At 60.0% G+C, this 18,294-nt stretch carries 20 protein-coding genes; 9 read left to right on the forward strand and 11 right to left on the reverse strand.

The features are described 5' to 3' along the window. Nucleotides 1-85: 85 nt before the first annotated feature. Nucleotides 86-2,083: an LTA synthase family protein gene (locus EJL02_RS06635; protein WP_125115637.1), complete on the forward strand. Its 1,998-nt coding sequence runs from the start codon at nucleotides 86-88 to the stop codon at nucleotides 2,081-2,083. Between the two features lie 53 nt (nucleotides 2,084-2,136). Here the strand turns inward: EJL02_RS06635 and EJL02_RS06640 are convergent, their stop codons facing one another. The 4 genes from EJL02_RS06640 to pyk form a co-directional block, all read right to left on the reverse strand. Continuing rightward, the gene (locus tag EJL02_RS06640; RefSeq protein WP_125115638.1) at nucleotides 2,137-2,787 is read right to left on the reverse strand and encodes a hypothetical protein; all 651 of its coding nucleotides are present in this window, start codon (nucleotides 2,785-2,787) and stop codon (nucleotides 2,137-2,139) included. Between the two features lie 131 nt (nucleotides 2,788-2,918). Beyond that, on the reverse strand, nucleotides 2,919-4,166 hold the full coding sequence (locus EJL02_RS06645) for a M16 family metallopeptidase (protein ID WP_125115639.1): 1,248 nt from the start codon (nucleotides 4,164-4,166) through the stop codon (nucleotides 2,919-2,921). An 80-nt stretch (nucleotides 4,167-4,246) separates the two neighbouring features. Continuing rightward, entirely contained in the window at nucleotides 4,247-5,458 is a 1,212-nt protein-coding gene (locus EJL02_RS06650) for an LCP family protein (protein ID WP_125115640.1), read from the reverse strand. 4 nt (nucleotides 5,459-5,462) lie between these two features. Further along, a complete protein-coding gene (gene pyk, locus EJL02_RS06655; RefSeq protein ID WP_125115641.1) occupies nucleotides 5,463-6,926 on the reverse strand; it encodes a pyruvate kinase in 1,464 nt (487 codons plus the stop codon). A 252-nt stretch (nucleotides 6,927-7,178) separates the two neighbouring features. Here pyk and EJL02_RS06660 point away from each other — a divergent pair, with 252 nt between their 5' ends. From EJL02_RS06660 to EJL02_RS06690, 7 genes are all read left to right on the forward strand, one after another. Further along, nucleotides 7,179-8,153 carry a sugar phosphate nucleotidyltransferase gene (locus EJL02_RS06660; RefSeq protein ID WP_442858003.1) on the forward strand — a complete coding sequence of 325 codons (975 nt, stop codon included), beginning with the start codon at nucleotides 7,179-7,181 and terminating at the stop codon, nucleotides 8,151-8,153. Between the two features lie 14 nt (nucleotides 8,154-8,167). Next, nucleotides 8,168-8,677, forward strand: a complete 510-nt coding sequence (locus tag EJL02_RS06665) for a hypothetical protein (RefSeq protein WP_125115642.1) — start codon at nucleotides 8,168-8,170, stop codon at nucleotides 8,675-8,677. A gap of 110 nt (nucleotides 8,678-8,787) precedes the next feature. Continuing rightward, nucleotides 8,788-9,024: a preprotein translocase subunit SecG gene (secG, locus tag EJL02_RS06670; protein WP_125115643.1), complete on the forward strand. Its 237-nt coding sequence runs from the start codon at nucleotides 8,788-8,790 to the stop codon at nucleotides 9,022-9,024. 1 nt (nucleotide 9,025) lies between these two features. Beyond that, nucleotides 9,026-9,247, forward strand: a complete 222-nt coding sequence (locus tag EJL02_RS06675; protein ID WP_125115644.1) for a hypothetical protein — start codon at nucleotides 9,026-9,028, stop codon at nucleotides 9,245-9,247. A gap of 173 nt (nucleotides 9,248-9,420) precedes the next feature. After that, on the forward strand, nucleotides 9,421-9,855 hold the full coding sequence (locus EJL02_RS06680) for a DUF3842 family protein (protein WP_125115645.1): 435 nt from the start codon (nucleotides 9,421-9,423) through the stop codon (nucleotides 9,853-9,855). Then, nucleotides 9,852-10,490 carry a uridine kinase family protein gene (locus tag EJL02_RS06685; protein WP_125115646.1) on the forward strand — a complete coding sequence of 213 codons (639 nt, stop codon included), beginning with the start codon at nucleotides 9,852-9,854 and terminating at the stop codon, nucleotides 10,488-10,490. Before EJL02_RS06680 ends, EJL02_RS06685 begins: the two co-directional genes overlap by 4 nt. A gap of 119 nt (nucleotides 10,491-10,609) precedes the next feature. Beyond that, entirely contained in the window at nucleotides 10,610-11,176 is a 567-nt protein-coding gene (locus tag EJL02_RS06690) for an ECF transporter S component (RefSeq protein WP_125115647.1), read from the forward strand. A 92-nt stretch (nucleotides 11,177-11,268) separates the two neighbouring features. Here the strand turns inward: EJL02_RS06690 and EJL02_RS06695 are convergent, their stop codons facing one another. The 5 genes from EJL02_RS06695 to EJL02_RS06715 form a co-directional block, all read right to left on the reverse strand. After that, nucleotides 11,269-11,928: an MgtC/SapB family protein gene (locus EJL02_RS06695; protein ID WP_125115648.1), complete on the reverse strand. Its 660-nt coding sequence runs from the start codon at nucleotides 11,926-11,928 to the stop codon at nucleotides 11,269-11,271. Nucleotides 11,929-11,933: 5 nt separating this feature from the next. Continuing rightward, nucleotides 11,934-12,905, reverse strand: a complete 972-nt coding sequence (locus tag EJL02_RS06700) for a CehA/McbA family metallohydrolase (RefSeq protein ID WP_125115649.1) — start codon at nucleotides 12,903-12,905, stop codon at nucleotides 11,934-11,936. After that, the gene (locus EJL02_RS06705) at nucleotides 12,886-13,362 is read right to left on the reverse strand and encodes a hypothetical protein (RefSeq protein WP_125115650.1); all 477 of its coding nucleotides are present in this window, start codon (nucleotides 13,360-13,362) and stop codon (nucleotides 12,886-12,888) included. Before EJL02_RS06705 ends, EJL02_RS06700 begins: the two co-directional genes overlap by 20 nt. Next, on the reverse strand, nucleotides 13,349-14,362 hold the full coding sequence (locus EJL02_RS06710) for a ComEC/Rec2 family competence protein (RefSeq protein ID WP_125115651.1): 1,014 nt from the start codon (nucleotides 14,360-14,362) through the stop codon (nucleotides 13,349-13,351). Before EJL02_RS06710 ends, EJL02_RS06705 begins: the two co-directional genes overlap by 14 nt. A 67-nt stretch (nucleotides 14,363-14,429) precedes the next feature. Continuing rightward, complete coding sequence (locus tag EJL02_RS06715) at nucleotides 14,430-15,947, reverse strand: sodium:solute symporter family protein (protein WP_164510326.1); 1,518 nt, start codon at nucleotides 15,945-15,947, stop codon at nucleotides 14,430-14,432. A 309-nt stretch (nucleotides 15,948-16,256) separates the two neighbouring features. Between EJL02_RS06715 and EJL02_RS06720 the strand changes: the two genes are divergently transcribed. After that, on the forward strand, nucleotides 16,257-16,931 hold the full coding sequence (locus EJL02_RS06720) for a GntR family transcriptional regulator (protein WP_164510327.1): 675 nt from the start codon (nucleotides 16,257-16,259) through the stop codon (nucleotides 16,929-16,931). A gap of 88 nt (nucleotides 16,932-17,019) precedes the next feature. On the opposite strand, the gene EJL02_RS06725 is transcribed toward EJL02_RS06720, so the two are convergent. Next, the gene (locus EJL02_RS06725) at nucleotides 17,020-17,862 is read right to left on the reverse strand and encodes a GIY-YIG nuclease family protein (protein ID WP_125115654.1); all 843 of its coding nucleotides are present in this window, start codon (nucleotides 17,860-17,862) and stop codon (nucleotides 17,020-17,022) included. Next, the gene (locus EJL02_RS06730) at nucleotides 17,859-18,275 is read right to left on the reverse strand and encodes a hypothetical protein (RefSeq protein WP_125115655.1); all 417 of its coding nucleotides are present in this window, start codon (nucleotides 18,273-18,275) and stop codon (nucleotides 17,859-17,861) included. The genes EJL02_RS06725 and EJL02_RS06730 overlap by 4 nt, the downstream gene beginning before the upstream one ends. Between the last annotated feature and the right edge of the window lie 19 nt (nucleotides 18,276-18,294).

The following is an 18,294-nucleotide window of genomic DNA, read 5'->3' on the forward strand; positions in this document are numbered from 1 at the left end:
CTTTTTTCTGCCATAAGATGGCAAAAAGGCACTTTTTTCGACAAGACTATTGAAAATCCGCGTAAAATTGTTGTATAAATAATATATGTTGTATTGGGAAAAGACGCGCCTGACGGCGCAGGGGGCGAAGGACAGTCGCCTTGGAACACGATGGACGGTATGGCTGCGGGCGCAGGGCCTGCCGTATCACTATGACGAGCGCTGCCACTGGATTTTGACAGGCGTGCTTTCGGTTTTTATCTGCTGGATGTGTGCGCTCATCCTGCCGGAGTCGCTGCCGTATCTGTGCCGGTCTCCGCTGTTGCTGCTGCTCAATTGGCTGCCCGTGCTGCTGGTACTGGTTGCGGTTGCCGGTGCGGTGCGCAATGTGTTCGGCGCGGCGGTCATCACGCTGGCGGTATGCGGCGTGCTCAACTTTGCCAACGAACTGAAAATTGAGGCGCGGGACGATCCGGTGTCGCCGCAGGACCTGACCATGGCGCGCGAAGCGCTGACGGCCGCGGGCAGTTATGATCTGCATGTGGACAAAGGCGTGGTGGCATCGTTTGCCATCGCGTTTTTGCTGCTGCTCGTGGGCGCGGCGTTGCTGCGTCCGCGCAGGGCGCAGGGCGCGGAGGCCGTCCGCAAGGAGGCGGTGCGGCGCGCGGCGTCGTTTGTGGGCAGTCTGGCGGCGCTGGCCGGCCTGACCGTGACGGTCTATGCCTCTTCCGATGTGTTGTCGGCCCTGCCATGCAGCAACCGCTTCCATATGACAACGCTGTGTCAGGAAACCGGCTTTCACTATACGTTTTTGCATCTGGTGACGCAAAACCATCTGCAAAAGCCGGACGGCTTTTCCAAATCCGCAACCGAGGACGCCATTGCGGCGACCGATACCGAACCGGCGCAGGCAAAGCCGGTCAACGTGATTTTTGTGATGAGCGAAGCGTTCAGCGACGTCACGGATGACGACGCGTTTGCGTGGACGGGCAATAACGACCCGCTGCTGCATTTCCATGCGCTGGCGCAGTCGGAAAACGCGATCACGGGGCATCTGGTCGTGCCGAACTACGGCGGCGGCACGGCAAACACTGAGTTTGACGTGCTCACCGGCATGCAGACCGCGATGCTGTCGGACGCGAGCGTTTCGGCGTTCCGCGTGATGCATAAGGCGACCGGCTCGGTCTTTCGCGTGGCCGAGGAAAACGGCTGGCAGACCGCGTTCATCCATCCCGGCAAGGCATGGTTTTACAATCGGCAGAACACCTATCGGTGGTTGGGCGCGCAGGAGATCATTTTTGAGGATGCGTTCACGCAGGCGACGTATAAGGGCGGTTATGTGTCGGATGCGTCGCTGACCAACTATGTGATCTCGGATTTTGAGCAGCGGCTGGAGCAGGGTGTGCCGCAGTTTACTTATGTGACCACCATCCAGAACCATATGGCGTACACCCCGCAGAAATATGAGCAGGAGGGCGCGCTGCCCGCGCTGGAACTGGCGGAGGAGCTGCCGGAGGACGCCGCGTCCATGCTGCAAGTGTACAGCTATGGCGTGCGGGATGCGGATACCATGCTGGGACGGCTGGTGTACTATTTTGAGCGCCGCAAGGAGCCGGTGCTGCTCGTTTGGTTTGGCGATCATATGCCCAGTCTGGGGCAGGATTATCTGTGCTACCAAGCGCTTGGTAAGGACATGACCGCTGACCGCAGCAGCGAAGCGTGGCTGGATGCCTATGCGCCGCCGTTTTTGCTCTGGGCAAATGACGCGGCCGCGGAGATGCTGGATTTCGATACGCTGGCCGAGCGGCTGGGCTTGCCGGAGGACGGCAAGCTGAGCGCAAGCTTTCTCGGCGCGGCGGTGCTGGACGCCGTGGGCTGCGGACAGAGCGATGCGTTTTTCGCCTTTGTCAACGAATTGCGGCGCGATCTGCCGGTCGTGCAGCGCGGCACGGCGGTGGACGCGCAGGACGGCTATTTGTCCGAACCGGATGGCGACGCCGCGCGGGCAATCCAAGAGTATCAGGACCGCATTTACTATCGGATGAAATACGAGACGGTGGAGGATACCGCATCGCAATCGGAAGCGGCAGAATCCCAACCGTAAAAAAGGCTTGTTGTCAGCATTTTCTGACAACAAGCCTTTTTCTATGTTCTGCGTTATTCCGGAATGGTGTCGGAAAACGTCACGGTAAACGCTTCGGTGAACAGATCGCCCTTAAAGCGGGATGGATCGGCAAAATCCTTTGCCGCGTCATATACATACAGCTCGCTTTTGTCGCGGAAGGTGCGCACCAAAATCGGGATTTCCTCGCCGTACACGATGGACACGGCCTCGGACTGTGTGCCGATGCCGACTGCAAGTCCTCCTGCTGCGATCTCTTCCGGTAGGCCGGGGGCGCTGGAAGTGTAACCCGAGCTGCTTTCGCCGCTCTCGCGCAGTACATGCGTGAATCCCTGTCCGTCCCCCTTGTCGGTCAGCGCGAAGGCGCCGGTGGGGGAGATCGGCGTATCGTTGTAAATTCGTCCTGAGCCGCTGTCGGCAGGCTCCCATTCGAGCGCGTCGTTCAGAATATAACGGGTGGTGGTGATACAGCGCAGATTTTCGTCGGCCTGATATTCATAGGCAATGAACTCCTGCGGGTTAATATTCGCGAGTGAGAGCACACGGTATTGCTCGTCGCTGCACTGCATCGGCGCAAGTTGCATGTCCGCAGCCGGTACTGCGCCGCTGTCTGCCGTCGGTTGACAGCCGGCAAAGATGCCGCACAGCAATAGGCACGCAAGCGGTAGAATGATCCGTTTTTTCATGGTGATCCCTCCCTTGTGCATCAGGTCAGATGGCTTTGCTATCCTACCCTCAGTATAGCAGAACACAAGGGGTTGTCAATTTGGAGCAGCAAAAAACGCCGAAAACATTCGGCGTTTTTTAATCATCTGTATTATTGCAGCAGCGCGCGATAGGTTTCCGCGCGGTCAGGCTGGCCGACCACCGCGAGCGAGACCTGCTCGAAATCGAAAATGCGGCGTGCCAGCTGGAGGATATCCTCTGCGGTGACCCGATCGTACGCGGCGAGCACCTGTTCGACCGCGGCCACCTGTCCGCGCAGCAGTTCGCTGCGGCCGATGGTCATCATGCGTGTGCCCGTGCTTTCCAGACCCATCAGCAGCGTGGTCTTGACCTGTTCGCGGCAGCGGGAAAGCTCGTCGGCTGCCGGACCGTTTTCGCAGAACTCATGCAGCTCGCGCACGATCAGCTCGAGCGCCTTCTGCTCGGTTTCCGCGCCCAGACCGGTGTAGATCGAGAACAGGCCGGTGTCCAGATGCGGCGTGGTGAAGGTGTAGATCGAGTAACACAGACCGTTCTGCTCGCGCACGCCCTGGAACAGGCGGGAGGACATGCCGCCGCCGAGAATCGAGCTGAGCAGGTTCATGGCAAAGCGGTCCTCGCTCAGCAGGGATACGCCCGGGAAGGACAGACAGAGGTGATTCTGCTCGATGTCCTTTTCGCGCAGCATCAGGCTGGGCTGGTAGACGGCGGGCGTAACCTCGTTGCGGCCTTCGCCCTCCATGTGGGAGAACAGATCGGCGATATAGTCAAGGTCGTCCTCGGTGAAGTGGCCGGAGACCGCGACCACGGTGTCCGCAGGGCGGTAATAGCGATGCATATAGTCGTGCATCGCTTCTGAATTGATGGTTTGCAGGGTTTCGGCGGTGCCAAGGATCGGACGGCCGAGCGCGGAGCCCTCATAGCATTTTTCAAACAGCTTGTCGATCGCAACGTCCTCGGGCGAATCCTCGTACATGTCGATCTCTTCCATCACCACGCCGCGCTCGAGGTCGATGTCCTCCTGCGCAAAGCGCGAGTGCATGAACATATCCGCCAGAATGGAGATGCCGGTTTTGAGGCGCTTGTCCAGCACCTTCATATAATAGCAGGTGCATTCCTTGTCGGTAAAGGCGTTGGCCTGTCCACCCAGCGCGTCGATTGCGATGGCGATATGCTGCGCGGAACGCTTTTCCGTGCCTTTGAAGATCATGTGCTCGATAAAATGTGAAATACCGTTCAGTGCGGCCGGTTCATACCGGCTGCCGTTGCCCACCCAGATGCCGACGGAAGCCGTCCGCACGGTGTCCAGTTTTTCCGAGATCAGGCATACCCCGTTGGGAAGAACACGTTTGACATACATAGTGCTGTTTTCCTCTTTCTGTTAGCATAAAGAAGGGGGTATGATCGCGGTATCATACCCCCTGTACGGATCATATTGTTTTAATAATACACCCGATTGCCGGATTCGTCCAGATGATAACGGTCTCCGTCGGAATCATAATAATCTCCCGTTTCCGCATCGTACCAGCCGCCCTCTTCCGCAAGGGAAGCGGGATCGACGCTGCTGTCGGAAGAGGAGGAATCGCTCGTGGTGGCCGGCGAGGTGGGCGGCGTGTCGTAATCCGTGCCGTCCAGCGGGCCGGAAGACGTATTCGTATCACTCGAGCCGGTTGTGGCATGTGCGGAAGAGGTGTCTCCCGGGAACACGTCGTTATAGATGTATTCATGGATATGGTCGGCGGCAACGTCCAGATCATACAGAATATACTCGCTGGAAGAACCGTAGTAATTCCATTCGCCGTCCAGCGGGACGCGGGTGTGCTCGAGCGTCGGCACACCGTCCTTGACCGCGCCGACAATCAGCGGGGCGATCTCGGTGGGCGAAAGCGAAGTCGTCACATAGGGAACCAGTTTCTGCATCAGTCCGATCAGTTCGCTGGCGCTCATTTCCTGCACCTTGGTGAACATGGCCTCCAGCACGATGCTCTGCCGCTCCACGCGCGCCCAGTCGTCGCCCGTGCCGCCCTTGCGGATGCGGCCGTAGCACAGCGCCTGTACGCCGTCGAGCGTTTGCAGCCCGGCGCCGTCCACGCCCTGAAATTCCTTGCCTTGCTCAATGCCGTAGTCCCGGATGACACGGTTGAGCTCGTCTACTTCGTTGGATTGTACGTCGATCTCCACGCCGTCCAGCGCGTCGATGATCTCGACCAGCTGCTCGAAATTGACTGCGATATACTCGGTGATATCCGTGCCGAAGTTCTCGTTGATCGTGCGGATGGCAAGACTCGGCCCGCCGAGAAAATACGCGGCGTTGAGCTTGTCCTCGCCATGATCGTCAATGTTGACGAGCGAGTCGCGCATCAGACTAATCAGTTTGATCTTGCCTCGGGTGTTGTCGATGGTCACGATCATCATGCAGTCGGAATGGCTCTGGGTATCGCCTTCGCGCGTATCCAGACCAAACAGCGCAATATTGGTGATGTTTTCGTCCGCCTTGACGCCGGCCGCCAGATCTTTGCCGTGCAGCGAAGAGTCATAGGTGTAGCCGAAGAACGAACGATAGGCATACAGGCCCAGACAGAAGATGATGGACAAGATGACCAGAACGGTCAGCACGCGGACGAGCCTGCGCTGGAAGCGTTTGAAAGACATAAAATCAATCCTGTACGAACTGCGCGAACGACCGCTCGGTCAGCTGATGCACGCGCAGCGTGTTGGTGTAGTTGACGTGGCCAACCGGCATGCCGGCGGTGATGGTGATGATATCGCCGACGCGCAGATCGACAGCGCTGATGGCAGCCTGCTCGGACAGGTCATACAGCTGGGTGCCCGAAGTCGGGTGGTCGGGAACCATCACAGGCTTGACGCCCCAGGACATGCTCAGACGGTGGAAGGTCTTTTCGTTCGGGGTCGCCGCGATGATCGGTGCGCCCGGACGGTAGGTCGATACCGCACGCGCGGTCGAGCCGGACTCGGTGAATGCAACGATGCACTTGGCGCCGAGGTCTGCGGTGGTCGAGCAGGTCGCGTGGGAGATGGCCAGCGTCTTGAGGTCGCCGGATACGTTCATGTTCTGGAACTCCAGACGGGTCGCGCGGCGGCGGTCATAATGGATGGTCTTTTCCGCGTTCTCCGCGATCATGCTCATGGTCTTGACGGTCTCCACCGGATACTTGCCGACCGAGGTCTCGCCGGACAGCATGATGGCGCTGGTGCCGTCGTAAACCGCGTTGGCAACGTCGGAAACCTCCGCACGGGTCGGGCGCGGGTTCTTGGCCATCGACTCAAGCATCTGGGTCGCGGTTACAACGCGCTTGCCGCGGGAGATGCAGGTCTTGATGATGTTCTTCTGGATTTCCGGCAGTACTTCGAACGGAACCTCTACGCCGAGGTCGCCGCGGGCAACCATGACGCCGTTGGCCTCGTCGAGGATTTCCTGAATGTTGTTGACGCCTTCCATATTTTCGATCTTGCAGATGATCTCCACGTCTTCTTTGCCGTGCGCCTTGAGGATCGCCTTGATGTCGCGCACGTCCTGTGCCGAGCGGGTGAAGGAAGCGGCGATGAAGTCGATACCCTGTTCGAGGCCGAACTCAATGTCCTCGCGGTCCTTGTCGGAGACAAACTGCATGTTCAGCTTGATGCCGGGCACGTTGATGGACTTGCGGTTGGAGAGCGGGCCGCCGTTGAGGGCGCGGCAGACGATATCCGTGCCGTCCTTGATCTCAATGACTTCGAACGCAACCAGACCGTCGTCGATCAGGATGCGGGTGCCGGGCTGTACGTCTGCCGGCAGGCCTTCGTAGGTGATGGAAACGATGGTGTTGTCGCCTTCGACATCGCGGGTGGTCAGGGTGAATTCCTGGCCCTCGACGATTTCGATCTTGCCTTCCTTATAGGTCTTGGTGCGGATCTCCGGACCCTTGGTGTCGAGCATGATGCCGACCGGCAGGCCGAGCTCCTTGCGCGCTGCCTTGACAGCGTCCATACGGGCCTTGTGCTCCTCGTGCGAGCCGTGGCTGAAGTTCATACGGGCGACATTCATGCCAGCCTTGATCATTTCAGGAAGAACCGCGTCGGTCGCAGGGCCGAGCGTACAAATAATTTTCGTTTTACGCATCGAAACATATCCTCTCTGGTATTATCGCGTTTTGTACTCTGATATTTTTTTAACAGCACTATTTTAGCAGTTTTCTGTTCTGTTTGCAATCGCTGGGCACGTTGTGGTGATATTTTCATGCTTTTCGACAAAAAAGACAGCGCCTGATGCAAACATCTTGTGTTTTATGATATGGTCTTGTATAATAATGAAGTATTCCAGACAGGGGAACAGATTAAACATGGAAAAACGCCTGTTTTGATGGAGAAAAGATTGGATAATAATGTATTCGGCGGCGCTGCCGCCGCAGAGAAGGAGAAGTGCACAATGGCAAAGCCGTTTTTGGTGATTATGGCCGCGGGTATGGGCTCGCGTTACGGCGGACTCAAGCAGATTGACCCGGTCGGCCCGAACGGGCAGATCATTCTGGACTATTCGATTTATGACGCGCATCGCGCGGGATTTGAGCGGGTGGTTTTCATCATCCGGCCCGAACTGCACGAGGCGTTTGAGCAGGCCATCGGCCGCAAGGCGCGCCGCTTTATGCAGGTGGATTATGCTTACCAGACGACGGACAACCTGCCCGAGGGTCTGCACGCGCCGGAAGGCCGCGAAAAGCCGCTGGGCACGGCGCATGCGGTCTGGTGCGCGAGCGAAGCGACCGCGGGTGCTCCGATCGCCGTGATCAATGCGGATGATTTTTACGGCGCGGATGCGTTCCGGAAAATGTATGACTATTTAATAAACGCACAGGACGACGAAAAGTTCCGCTACTGCATGGTCGGTTACCGTGTGGAAAATACGCTGACCGAAAACGGTACGGTGTCGCGCGGCGTGTGCACTGCGGATGAAAACGGCCTGCTGACCGGCATCATCGAGCGCACCGCGATTTCGCGCGCGGCGGACGGCCGCATCGTGTACGCGGCGGACGGCGACGAGCCGGCGGGCGAGATCCCGGCGGGCACGCCGGTGTCGCTCAACCTGTGGGGCTTTACCCCGTCCTTCCTGCCCACGCTGGAGGACGGCCTGCGCCGCTTTTTCGCGGAAAAACTGCCTCAGAACCCGATGAAGGGCGAGTATTATCTGCCGTTTGCGGTCGATGAGCTGATCCAGGCCGGACGCGCGACCGCGCAGGTGCTGACGACGACCGCGCGCTGGTTCGGCGTCACCTACCGGGAGGATAAGCCGACCGTGTGCGCCGCCATCGCGGAGATGACCCGGCAGGGCGAATATCCGGAAGACCTGTAAGCGGGAGGAAGACCATGGATTTTTCGGCAGAATTTGTTGCGCTGCGCGACCGCATGGTGCAGGCGCTGGACAAGGCATTTGTCACCACGCAGAATACCGAAGTGGCCGGGCGGGTCGCGGCGTCGTTCAGCCAGTTCGATGCGATCAGCCATAAAAAGCTGCTGGGTCTGGTGTCGCTGAACGCTTCCAGCCATGCGCATGAATACCGGTTGCTGTTTGCCGCGCCGGAACTGGACGAAGCGGCGCTGGAGGACTGGTGGGAATACGCCAAGCGGGCGGAGCAGGAACTGGTGCAGCCGGATACGGCACACGATTTTTCCATCCTGTCGCTGATTCTGGTCACGCAGCAAGCCGGGCGGGATGTGCAGAAAAAACTGCGCCGGCTGAGCGCGGAGCGCCAGTTTGAAGGCGGCAAGCACGGCTGGTCGTCGGTACATATTGCGGTGGTGGATCTTGGGGCACACAAGGTGTATACCAATCGCATGGGAGGTCCGCTGAAGAATATTTTGCAGCCGATTGTGTGAAAAAATACTTGAAATTGCGGCGTTTTTGTGATATAGTATCGTGTACGCAAATATAGCGTGCCGTGACCGGCACGATAATGAAATGAAAAAACAGTGGAGGAATCGATATCATGACTACCGCACAAATTGCACTTTCGATCATCATGATCGTTGCCAGCCTGTTCCTGATCGTTGTGGTACTGCTGCAGAGCGGTGCACAGCAGGGTCTGGGCGCGATCTCCGGCGGCGCGGAAACCTTTTTCGGCGCAGGCAAGGCGACCGCAGCTGATAAGGTGTTTGCCCGCCTGACTTCGGTTGTCGGCGTAGTGTTCGTAATCGCTGCGCTCGTACTCAATCTGGTTCACTGAGATGGCAACGGTACAGCGCGCGCTGCTGCTGGTGTTTGCGGTTCTCGCGGCACTGACGATTTTGCAGCAGGTGCGGTACGGCATGATTTGCGGCCGCGCGGAGGGAGAGGACAAACAAGACGATCCCAAAGCGAAGGCATGTCAGCGAAGCGCGATGATTTGCGCGATCGCGGCGGCGGTATGTCTGGGCGTCAATATCGTGCTCGGCATGCTCAGCCGGTGAGCGGACTGCGACAAGTGAAAACGGTGCAATCGTGGGATTGCACCGTTTTTTTCTGCTTGAGGCGGTGCGGGTGCCCGGCGGCATACCGCTTTGGTTTGATGCCGGAATATGGTATACTGCATACAGGACGACAAGTGGTTTCGCTGTTTTACAGCGCATAAGGGGTTTTGAAGATGAAAAAACAGGCGAATGTCTGCCGCGTGCTGGTGGTGGACGGACAGGGCGGCGGCATCGGCGGCCAGCTGGTCAAACTGCTGCGGCCGGTCCTGCCGGCGTATTGTGAACTGATCTGCGTCGGCACCAATTCACTGGCGACGAGCGCGATGCTCAAGGCGGGGGCAAGCCGCGGGGCAACAGGGGAGAACGCGGTTTTGTTCAACGCCGCGCGCGCGGACGTCATTCTCGGGCCGATCGGGATCGTCGCGGCCAACGGGATATTGGGGGAGGTGTCTCCCAAAATGGCGCAAGCCATTTCGGGCGCGGAGGCGCAAAAAATTCTGATCCCGTCCTCGGCCTGCGGCATTCTGGTGGCGGGCACGGAGGATTGCCGGCTGGAGGAATACCTGCGCCGCGCGGTGCAGATGCTGCTGCGGGTCGTGGCGGAATGAGCGGAGCGGATCAGGCGCTGCGGCGGCGCGAGGTTGCCGGATATGGCCCGCTTTTGCTGCAAATCGAAGCGCAAATGCGGCAAAAACAGCCGCTGCTGATCGCGATCGACGGTCGCTGCGGCAGTGGAAAGACCCAGCTTTCGGCGTTGCTGCAAACACAGTTCCCATGCCGTGTGTTTCATACCGATCACTATTACCTGCCGGTCGCGCAGCGTCCGGCGGACTGGCGGCAGCGTCCGGCCGGCAATATGGATCTGGAACGGCTGCGGACCGAAGTTTTGCTGCCTGCGCAGCGGGGCGAGACCGTGCGCCAGCGTATCTTTGACTGTGCCGCGCAGCGCCTCGGCGAGCCGCAGACCGTGCCGCCGGCGCCGCTCACTGTCGTAGAAGGCAGTTATTCGCTGCACCCTGCTCTGAACGGCGCATACGACATGCGGATTTTTCTGACCTGCTCGGACACGGTGCAGCAAGCGCGGCTGCAAGCGCGCGAGGGCGAGCATTACGACATGTTCCGGCAGGTTTGGATCCCGATGGAGGAGCTGTATTATGCGCGGTGCCGTCTGCTGGATACGCATCCGATCCTTGTGGACACCACTTGCTTTTTCTGCGAATCGACGGATTCGCTTTCCAAATAAATGCGATATTGCTGTCAGGAAGACAGCTTTTTCCCTTGGCACCTCCGAAAAAAGCCAGGAAGGCTATGCCGTTTCAGAAGAAACCGGCGCGCAAAGACTTTTGTAAGGAGCGTTACATCATGCGAAAATCCATCCATCAACTGGTCCTGGCGGCGCTGTTTCTGGCGCTGGGACTGATTCTCCCGTTTTTTACCGGACAGATTCCGCAGATCGGCAACATGCTGCTGCCGATGCACATTCCGGTGCTGCTCTGCGGTTTGATCTGCGGCTGGCAGTATGGTGCGGCCATCGGCTTTGTCCTGCCGCTTTTGCGCTATGTGCTGTTCGGCATGCCGCCGATCTTCCCGACCGGCGTTGCCATGGCATTTGAACTGGCAACCTATGGCTTGGTCGTCGGCTTTCTGTATGCGCGCTCGCCCTGGAAGTGCATCATCGCGCTGTATCGTTCGCTGCTCGCGGCGATGGTGCTCGGCCGCATCGTCTGGGGCGTGGCCGAGGTCGTCTTGCTGGGCCTGTCCGGACAGGCGTTCACCTGGCAGCTGTTCCTGAGCGGCGCGCTGCTGACCGCGATTCCGGGTATCGTGCTGCAGCTGATTTTCATCCCGGCGCTGATGGTCGCGCTGGACCGCACCGGACTGGTGCGCTTTTCGCGCAAGGATGCGGCGGATCTCACAAAATCCGCTTGAAAAACTGCATAGGAGCAAACGATCCCCGTCGAACCGGCAGGTTGTGCCGCCGGTTCGACGGGGATCGTGTCGTTATTGGAATGTGAGATGTTTCACAGCGCGTCGATGTTGATGCAGGAAACGTGGGGAATCTGGGACAGCCGGAACAGCATGTCTGAAGTGGAGATGCTGCGCTGCTGCACGCCGAGGTACAGCTCGAAGCGCACGCGGATATGTTCTTCGTCAACGGCGCGGCTGGAAAAGTTGCTGATGTTGGCCTGCTGCAGTTCGAGCGCCTGACAAATGGTTTGCAGGCAGTCGTCTTGGCGGCCGTATAGGAACGAAATCTCAAAGCGCGGGAATTTGAACATGCGCAGTGCGATCATCGCCACGGCAAAGCCGCTGAGGGATACGATATATTGTCCTGCACCGACGGCAAGGCCCAGACAGGCCGACACCCAAAGGGTGGCGGCGGTGGTCAGGCCGCGTACCGAGCGGCCTTCCTTCATAATGGTGCCGGCGCCGAGAAAACCGATGCCGGAAATGACTTGCGCACCCAGGCGGGCGGGATCGGAGTTTGCTGTGCCGACAAACTCGCCCACCGTCTGTCCGCCCAGCAGCATGACCACGGCGGCGCCGATGGTGACCAGCATATGGGTGCGCACGCCGGCGGGATGGTGTGCGCGGGCGCGCTCCCAGCCGATGCCTCCGCCAATGCACAGCGCAAGCAACAGTCGAAGCGCGGTATTGCCCAGCAGGATAAGATGATCCATGCCGTTTACCCCCTTTTGTGGATAAAAAGCGGATTGGTAAACGCGATATGTTGGCCGGTGCGGCCGTAATAGGTGCCGATCAGATCGGCACGCAGCCAGCCCGGCGCGGCGGACAGGTGCAGGCGCTGGTGCGGCTGCACGGGGCAGACCGCGAGCACGCGGCCGTTTTGCACCAGACGGAGTTCCTGCATCTGCACCTGACTGCGGTCCCAGTCGTTTGGCAGGGTGTCTGGATCGACCGTCAGTTCAATTTCCAGCTCGCCGGATGCCACTTCGTCGCCGATTTCCCATGCGCGTCCGTCCGCATCCGTGCCGCGCATGGTCAGCAGCGGGCCGGCCGCAAGGCAGACCCGGCCGCCGCGGATTGCATCCATGATGGATTGCTGCGACAGCGGCGCGTCCGTGCCCACATAGGTGTGCGCGTAGGCGAAGGTGTCCTCGCGGTGCCAGTCGCGGCCGCTGGTGGCGGTCAGACGGCAGCCGCGGTCGAGCAGCTGCTCCCACAGCGCGAAGGCGCGCAGACTTTGGATCTTGCGCGGCGCATCGTCGCGCGACCAGACTTCGAGGTAATCGACCGCGGTCCAGTCGGCCACCTGAAACTCCCAATGATAGCCGGTGTTGACCGGATTGGACAGTGCAAACGGGTGCGCGATGCCGACGATGCCGCCGTTTTTGTGAACGGATGCGATCGCCGCATCAATTTCGGGCGGCCGCACGCCGCGCCAGTCGGTGTAGCCTTGCTCGCCCAGTACCAGCATATGGCCGAAATACGTCGTCCATTCGATGCCGGCCACGCCGACAAGCCCCTCACGCTCGAGCGCGGGATAAAACTCGCGCAGGCCGGAGGCGGTGTTGTGGTCGGTCAGCGCCACGGCGGCAAACCCGCGGTTGTGCGCTGCCTGCACCAGACCGGAGACCGTGAAATCGCCGTCGCTGTGTTCGGTGTGGGTGTGCAGTTCAACCGGATACCACTTCATCGTGCAGCCTCCCTTCGATGCGCAGTGTGCCGCGGCACACGGGCGAAATAATTTCGTGCAAATGCAGCATGCCGGACCACGGTCCGTCCAGCCGGTCGGGCGGCGTAAAGCCGCGGGACGCGGACGTGGTGGTCAGGATGTGCTCCTGATCGGTGTCCCAGCGGTGGGCGTTTCCGACATACTGCCCGTCCTTGTCCAGCGAGATCGTGATCAGGTTTTTGACCGGCAGAAACCGGTCGGCCTGCATGGGCTGCAATTCGCGCGGATAGCAGTCATAGTAGCGCGTAAGCGCTTTTTCAACCGCCGGACGGCAGATTTCGTCCGCCGTTTCCTTGCCGGGGGAAAAGGTGAAATACAGACGGATTTCCGCTGTGCCGTCCGGACAGGTGAAGGCAAACGGCACATCGTGCTGCGCGTCCTGCGGCGACCAGCAGTAATCCTGCTCAAACAGTACCATCGGTTGGTCCCTCCTTTGCATAATACGGGGTGCAGCGCGCGGGCGTTTCGGCAAAGCAGCACAGCGCGCAGGGCAGTTTGCCATCCTGCGTGCCGAACGCCTGTGCCAACAGGCCGGTGGTGTAGACCTGTACCGGTCGGCCGCGCTCGGTCAGATATTGCGCTGCGCGTGCCTGCACTTCATCGCAGGCGCTGGTAAAGGTGCGCGCCTCGTCCGCGCACATGAGGAACACCTGCGGGTCGCAGGCATCGACCAGACTTTGCGGCATGCCGTCTTTCTGGCCGTGGTGGGTCAGCTTGAGCACCTGTGCGCGCGGAAAATCCGCGGCGGCGCAGCGCGCATCCCAGCCGCTGCACAGATCGCCGGTCAGCATGGCGCGCCAGTCGCCGCATTGCAGGCTGCACGCGAGACTGCAGGTGTTTTCCACCTTGTCAAACGCGCGCATCGCATCGCGCTGGGCGGCGGGGGCGTCCATGCGGCAGAACGCCTCGTACTCCGTGCGGCGACGCTCGATCTGCGCTGCATCCATGCCGAACAGGCGGATTTCGCAGCCCGGCCACAGGGGTTCGTAAGCGTTTGTCGCGGCGCGTTCGCGCACGGGCACGCCGCGCGCGGCAAGGATCTGCCGCAGCTGCTCCAAATGCTGCAAACCGGTGGTGAACAGCCTGAGGCTCAGGTCGTCCGGGCATTCGGGCAGCGCCGCGGCAATGGCGCGCTCCGCGCTGGTTCGCGGCCAGCAGTTGACCCAGAATGCGCCGATGGGGAATTGCTCCGCCGCCTCCACCAGACCGCTCAGATGGTCGTTGTGCAGGTGGGTGCAGATCATGCAGTCAATCTGTCGCACGCCCTTCTGATGCAGAAAGTCCGCCAGACGGATGGTGCCGGGCTGGTCATAGGCCGCATCGCTGCTGCCCGGGCCGCCGTCGATGACCAGACAGTGCGCCCCGTCGAGAAGGACGATCGCCTCGCCGTAACCGACGCTTAAAAAGTACAGTTCCATAATGTTCCTCCGTGGAAAACAGACACATGGGCGGCCCGGTTGCCGGACCACCCATGTGATTCTTTGATTAGCGGACCGATGCGGTCTTTTCCTGATTGCGTTCAGCCATGACCAGCGCCACGCGCTCCTCCTCGGTGTGCGTGGAGGGCGGGGTGATCAGGCTGACAACGATGCAGAAGATAAAGGTCACGATCGTTACCGGAAGCGCCGGGCCGGCGAAGGTGTCGGTGATCCAGGCGTTGAACGGCTGGTAAACCAGATAGATCACGCCGAATACGATGCCGCTTGCCATGGTGGCAACGCCGCCCTGCCAGGTTGCACGCTTCCAGAAGCGGCCGACCAGCAGCGCGACCGCCATGCCGGGCGTGAACGAGCCGATAACGTTGTTGATGTAGCTCATGATGTCGTTGGCGAAGATGGTCATGCCGAACGCGCCAACCAGCATGATGACCAGAATGATACGGGAATACTTCGGGATATCCTTGTCCTCAACCGGCTTTTTGAAGATCAGGGCATACACGTCGGTCAGGAAGGTGGTAACGCCCGCGATGGCGTCCGAGTCTGCCGAGGACATGATGGCGGACAGGCCGGCGATCAGGCAGACCAGACCGATGGCGGGCGGGAATACCGTGGTCGCCATGTAAGCGAAGGTGAAGTCCGGGTTGGCCAGAACGCTTTCCGCGCCGGTGTTGGTGGCGATGGTGAAGCCGGACATGCCGACGATGGCCGGCAGGATCGAGAAGCAGCCAACGACTGCCGCCGCGATCAGGATGGCCTTACGGGCCGTCGCAGGGGTCTTGGCGGTGTAGACACGCATGTGTGCGGTCGGGCCTGCCATTGCGCCGTAATAGGAAGCGAGCGCCACGGCCAGCACGCCGAGCACACCCTTGGAGCCCAGACCGAACGCGGTCATCGCACCCGGGTTGCCTGCTGCTTCATACGCAGCACGGATGTTGTCGAAGCCGCCTGCGGCCGGAATCGCCAGAATGGCGATCAGAACGAAGCCGCCGAACAGCAGCACTGCCTGAATGGCATCCGTCCAGACAACGGCCATGTAGCCGCCGACGAAAACGTAAACGCCGAAGGCCAGAACGGTGATGATTTTTGCCGGGATCATGTCCATGCCGATCAGGTATGCCAGATAGTTGGCGCCGCCGTTGATGGCGCTGCCGACCCATACGATCGAAACGATGAAGATGACGACCGACATGAATTTGCGCATGTACGGGCTGCCGTCGTAGTAGAACTGCAGCTCTTCGCAGAGCGTACGGAACTTATGCTTGCGAACGTGCGAGAAGCAGAATGCAACGGTCACCAGACCGATTGCGTTGGCCAGCGGATACACCGCGCCCAGCCAGCCGTCGCGGAAGCCGTTTGCCGTGGCGCCGACCGAAGTGCCCGTGCCGACTGCTGTTGCCGCCGCAGTGCAGATCAGCAGAAGCAGGCCAACATTTCGGCCGCCCATCAAGTAGTCTTCGCCTTGTGTGCTGCCCTTTTTGCTGGTCAGATAGGCAATGAGTATCATCAGTGCGATGTATACAAAAAAGCCTATGACAAAAAGTACCGCATATTGTCCTGATACCATAAGATTTCTCCTTTCATCCCTCATTAAGTGGTATAGACAACCTACATTCTCTTTATAGCATAAGCCCACAAAGTTGTAAATACCTCTCATAAAAATTTGTCGAAACGACGTTTTTTGAGGAACAAACTTATCCAATATGAACAGTAAAAAACTGGGTGCTCACAATGGGCGGCTTGCACTTTTGTCAAAATCATATATAATAGTACATATCCAAAAAACGGCGCGGTTTTGTCTGGGCAATGCGTGCGACAGGGGGAGGAACCATACATGCAGCAAAAATCTTCTGCCTTACGCGCAAAAGAGGCTTTTTTGGCCTTGTATCAAGCGGGGGAATTTGAACCGGGCGGCAAGCTGCCGTCCGAGGTCCATATGGCGGAGCGGCTGGGCGTGAGCCGGGAAACCTGGCGCAAGGCGCTGAGTCTGCTGCGCAGCGATGGGCTGCTGGTTTCCAAGCACGGTTCGGGCACCTATCTGCTCGAGCGGCCGCGCCGCATTGCCAATGATCTGGCCCAGCTGCAAAGCATGACCAAAATGATCGCGGCGGCGGGCATCCATGAGAATGAGTCGCATGTGGAAGGGGCGGTCGGCCGCGCGCCGGCGGACGTCACCCGCTTTTTCGAAGCGCCAGTGGATGAGGAATTTTTCATCCTTCAGCGGGTGCGCCACGCGGATTGCGGCATCATTTCGGCCAGCCGGAGTTATCTGCCGCTCAAGTATGCGCAGGAGCTGCGCGAGCAGATCCCGCCCTCGATTTTCGCGTATCTCGAGCGGGCGCATGGCATCCGCATCAGCCGCGCGCTGACCGAATTGTTCATCCCGCCGCAGGACGATCCGCTGCGGGCGCTGCTGCGGCTGCCGCAGGGCCGCGAAGCGTTTGGCTTCCGGCAGTATCACTATGATTCGCGCGGCAATCCGTTGCTGTATTCTCTGGATTACCTGCGCAGCGACCTGTTTCACTTCACCATCATGCGCACCCGGCCGTAAGACGAGCAGCTGGGCTTGTCAGGTAAAAAACAGCCGCCGTGCGGTCGGAAACGACCGTGCGGCGGCATTTTTGTGACAAAATCGGCGCTCAGGCGAATTGCTGTGTGAGCAGAGACCGCACGCCCTCCCATTCGGTTTGGTGCAGACAGCACAAGCTGGCGTGCGGGACGGTGCGTGCGCTGCCGTCCATGCGGCGGGCGGGCAGATCGCGCGCCTCATTGTGCGCGGCGGCAAAATCCGAAAGCGTGACAAACACCATGTCCGCGACCTCGCTGCCGGGGGCAAACGGCGGAATGCCGTCGATGCGGGCGAGAAAAGCGAAGGCAAGCTCGTCGTCAAAGCCGCCGTCTTCGCCGCGCGCATACTGCTGGCGATAGCTGCCCGCCGGAAGGATTTCGTCCGGCCGCAAAAGCAGGCCGCTTTCCTCGCGCGCTTCGCGCAGCATGGCGGTTTCGGGTGTTTCGCCGGGATCGATGTGGCCGGTGGCGGACAGGTCAAAACCGCCGGGGTAGAGCGGGCGGTCAAACTGGCGCTGCTGTAACCACAGACCAGGGATTCCGTCCCGGACGCCGACCGTCCACAGGTGGCAGACATGGTGAAACAGCCCCTGGGCATGGACAACCGCGCGCGGGCGCTCGCCGCAGGGGCGGCCGTCTGCATCATATACCGTGAGCAGCTCGCCGCTGCTCTGTGCGTTGATCAGTGCCTGCTTTTGCACGCGGCTGAGCTTTTTGATGGCGGCTTCCCGCTGCATGGCTTCGCTTTGCGTCGGGAAGGTTTCGCTGTATACCAGTGTGACCGGGCCGCGCCCGCGGGTGTATTTTGCGCCCTTTCCACTGTTGTGCGCGGCCAGACGGGCGGTCAGGTCGTTGGTCCAACCGCAGTACAGCGTATCATCCGCGCAGCGCAGGATATAGGTGTAATTGTTCATTGGTGCGAGCGGATATCCCGCTGGGCGACGACCTTGCAGCCTTGGCTGGCGATCAGGGCGCGCACTTTGTCGTGGCTTTTGTCGCTGCTGCCGCTGGCGGAGACCAGCAGAACCTCCACCTCTTTGCCGGCGGGCAGCAGATGGACCACAGTATTGAACGGCGGGGCGGGGAAGCCGGCCCAGACCGGCGCCATCAGCACGATGCGGTCGTAACCCGACAGATCGAGGGAATGCTGCAGAGGCACGCACTTCTGGCGGATGGCAGCGGGACAGCCGCGGGTGAAGGCGGTCAGCATGTTATATTTTTTCACCGGCACGGCTTGCAGCAGGTCGGCGCCGCGTGCATTCGCTTCCGCGCGGGCGAACGACCGCGTCGCGCCGCCGAGCGTGAAATAGACAACGGCGGTTTTCATGGGACATACACTCCTTGTT

The organism is Agathobaculum sp. Marseille-P7918 (assembly GCF_900625105.1).
Taxonomy (GTDB): domain Bacteria; phylum Bacillota; class Clostridia; order Oscillospirales; family Butyricicoccaceae; genus Agathobaculum.

Coding starts and splice junctions, on each gene's coding strand:
- EJL02_RS06635 (WP_125115637.1), top strand. CDS start 86: ATGTTGTATTGGGAAAAGACGCGCCTGACGGCGCAGGGGGCGAAGGAC.
- EJL02_RS06640 (WP_125115638.1), bottom strand. CDS start 2,787: ATGAAAAAACGGATCATTCTACCGCTTGCGTGCCTATTGCTGTGCGGC.
- EJL02_RS06645 (WP_125115639.1), bottom strand. CDS start 4,166: ATGTATGTCAAACGTGTTCTTCCCAACGGGGTATGCCTGATCTCGGAA.
- EJL02_RS06650 (WP_125115640.1), bottom strand. CDS start 5,458: ATGTCTTTCAAACGCTTCCAGCGCAGGCTCGTCCGCGTGCTGACCGTT.
- pyk (WP_125115641.1), bottom strand. CDS start 6,926: ATGCGTAAAACGAAAATTATTTGTACGCTCGGCCCTGCGACCGACGCG.
- EJL02_RS06665 (WP_125115642.1), top strand. CDS start 8,168: ATGGATTTTTCGGCAGAATTTGTTGCGCTGCGCGACCGCATGGTGCAG.
- secG (WP_125115643.1), top strand. CDS start 8,788: ATGACTACCGCACAAATTGCACTTTCGATCATCATGATCGTTGCCAGC.
- EJL02_RS06675 (WP_125115644.1), top strand. CDS start 9,026: ATGGCAACGGTACAGCGCGCGCTGCTGCTGGTGTTTGCGGTTCTCGCG.
- EJL02_RS06680 (WP_125115645.1), top strand. CDS start 9,421: ATGAAAAAACAGGCGAATGTCTGCCGCGTGCTGGTGGTGGACGGACAG.
- EJL02_RS06685 (WP_125115646.1), top strand. CDS start 9,852: ATGAGCGGAGCGGATCAGGCGCTGCGGCGGCGCGAGGTTGCCGGATAT.
- EJL02_RS06690 (WP_125115647.1), top strand. CDS start 10,610: ATGCGAAAATCCATCCATCAACTGGTCCTGGCGGCGCTGTTTCTGGCG.
- EJL02_RS06695 (WP_125115648.1), bottom strand. CDS start 11,928: ATGGATCATCTTATCCTGCTGGGCAATACCGCGCTTCGACTGTTGCTT.
- EJL02_RS06700 (WP_125115649.1), bottom strand. CDS start 12,905: ATGAAGTGGTATCCGGTTGAACTGCACACCCACACCGAACACAGCGAC.
- EJL02_RS06705 (WP_125115650.1), bottom strand. CDS start 13,362: ATGGTACTGTTTGAGCAGGATTACTGCTGGTCGCCGCAGGACGCGCAG.
- EJL02_RS06710 (WP_125115651.1), bottom strand. CDS start 14,362: ATGGAACTGTACTTTTTAAGCGTCGGTTACGGCGAGGCGATCGTCCTT.
- EJL02_RS06715 (WP_164510326.1), bottom strand. CDS start 15,947: ATGGTATCAGGACAATATGCGGTACTTTTTGTCATAGGCTTTTTTGTA.
- EJL02_RS06725 (WP_125115654.1), bottom strand. CDS start 17,862: ATGAACAATTACACCTATATCCTGCGCTGCGCGGATGATACGCTGTAC.
- EJL02_RS06730 (WP_125115655.1), bottom strand. CDS start 18,275: ATGAAAACCGCCGTTGTCTATTTCACGCTCGGCGGCGCGACGCGGTCG.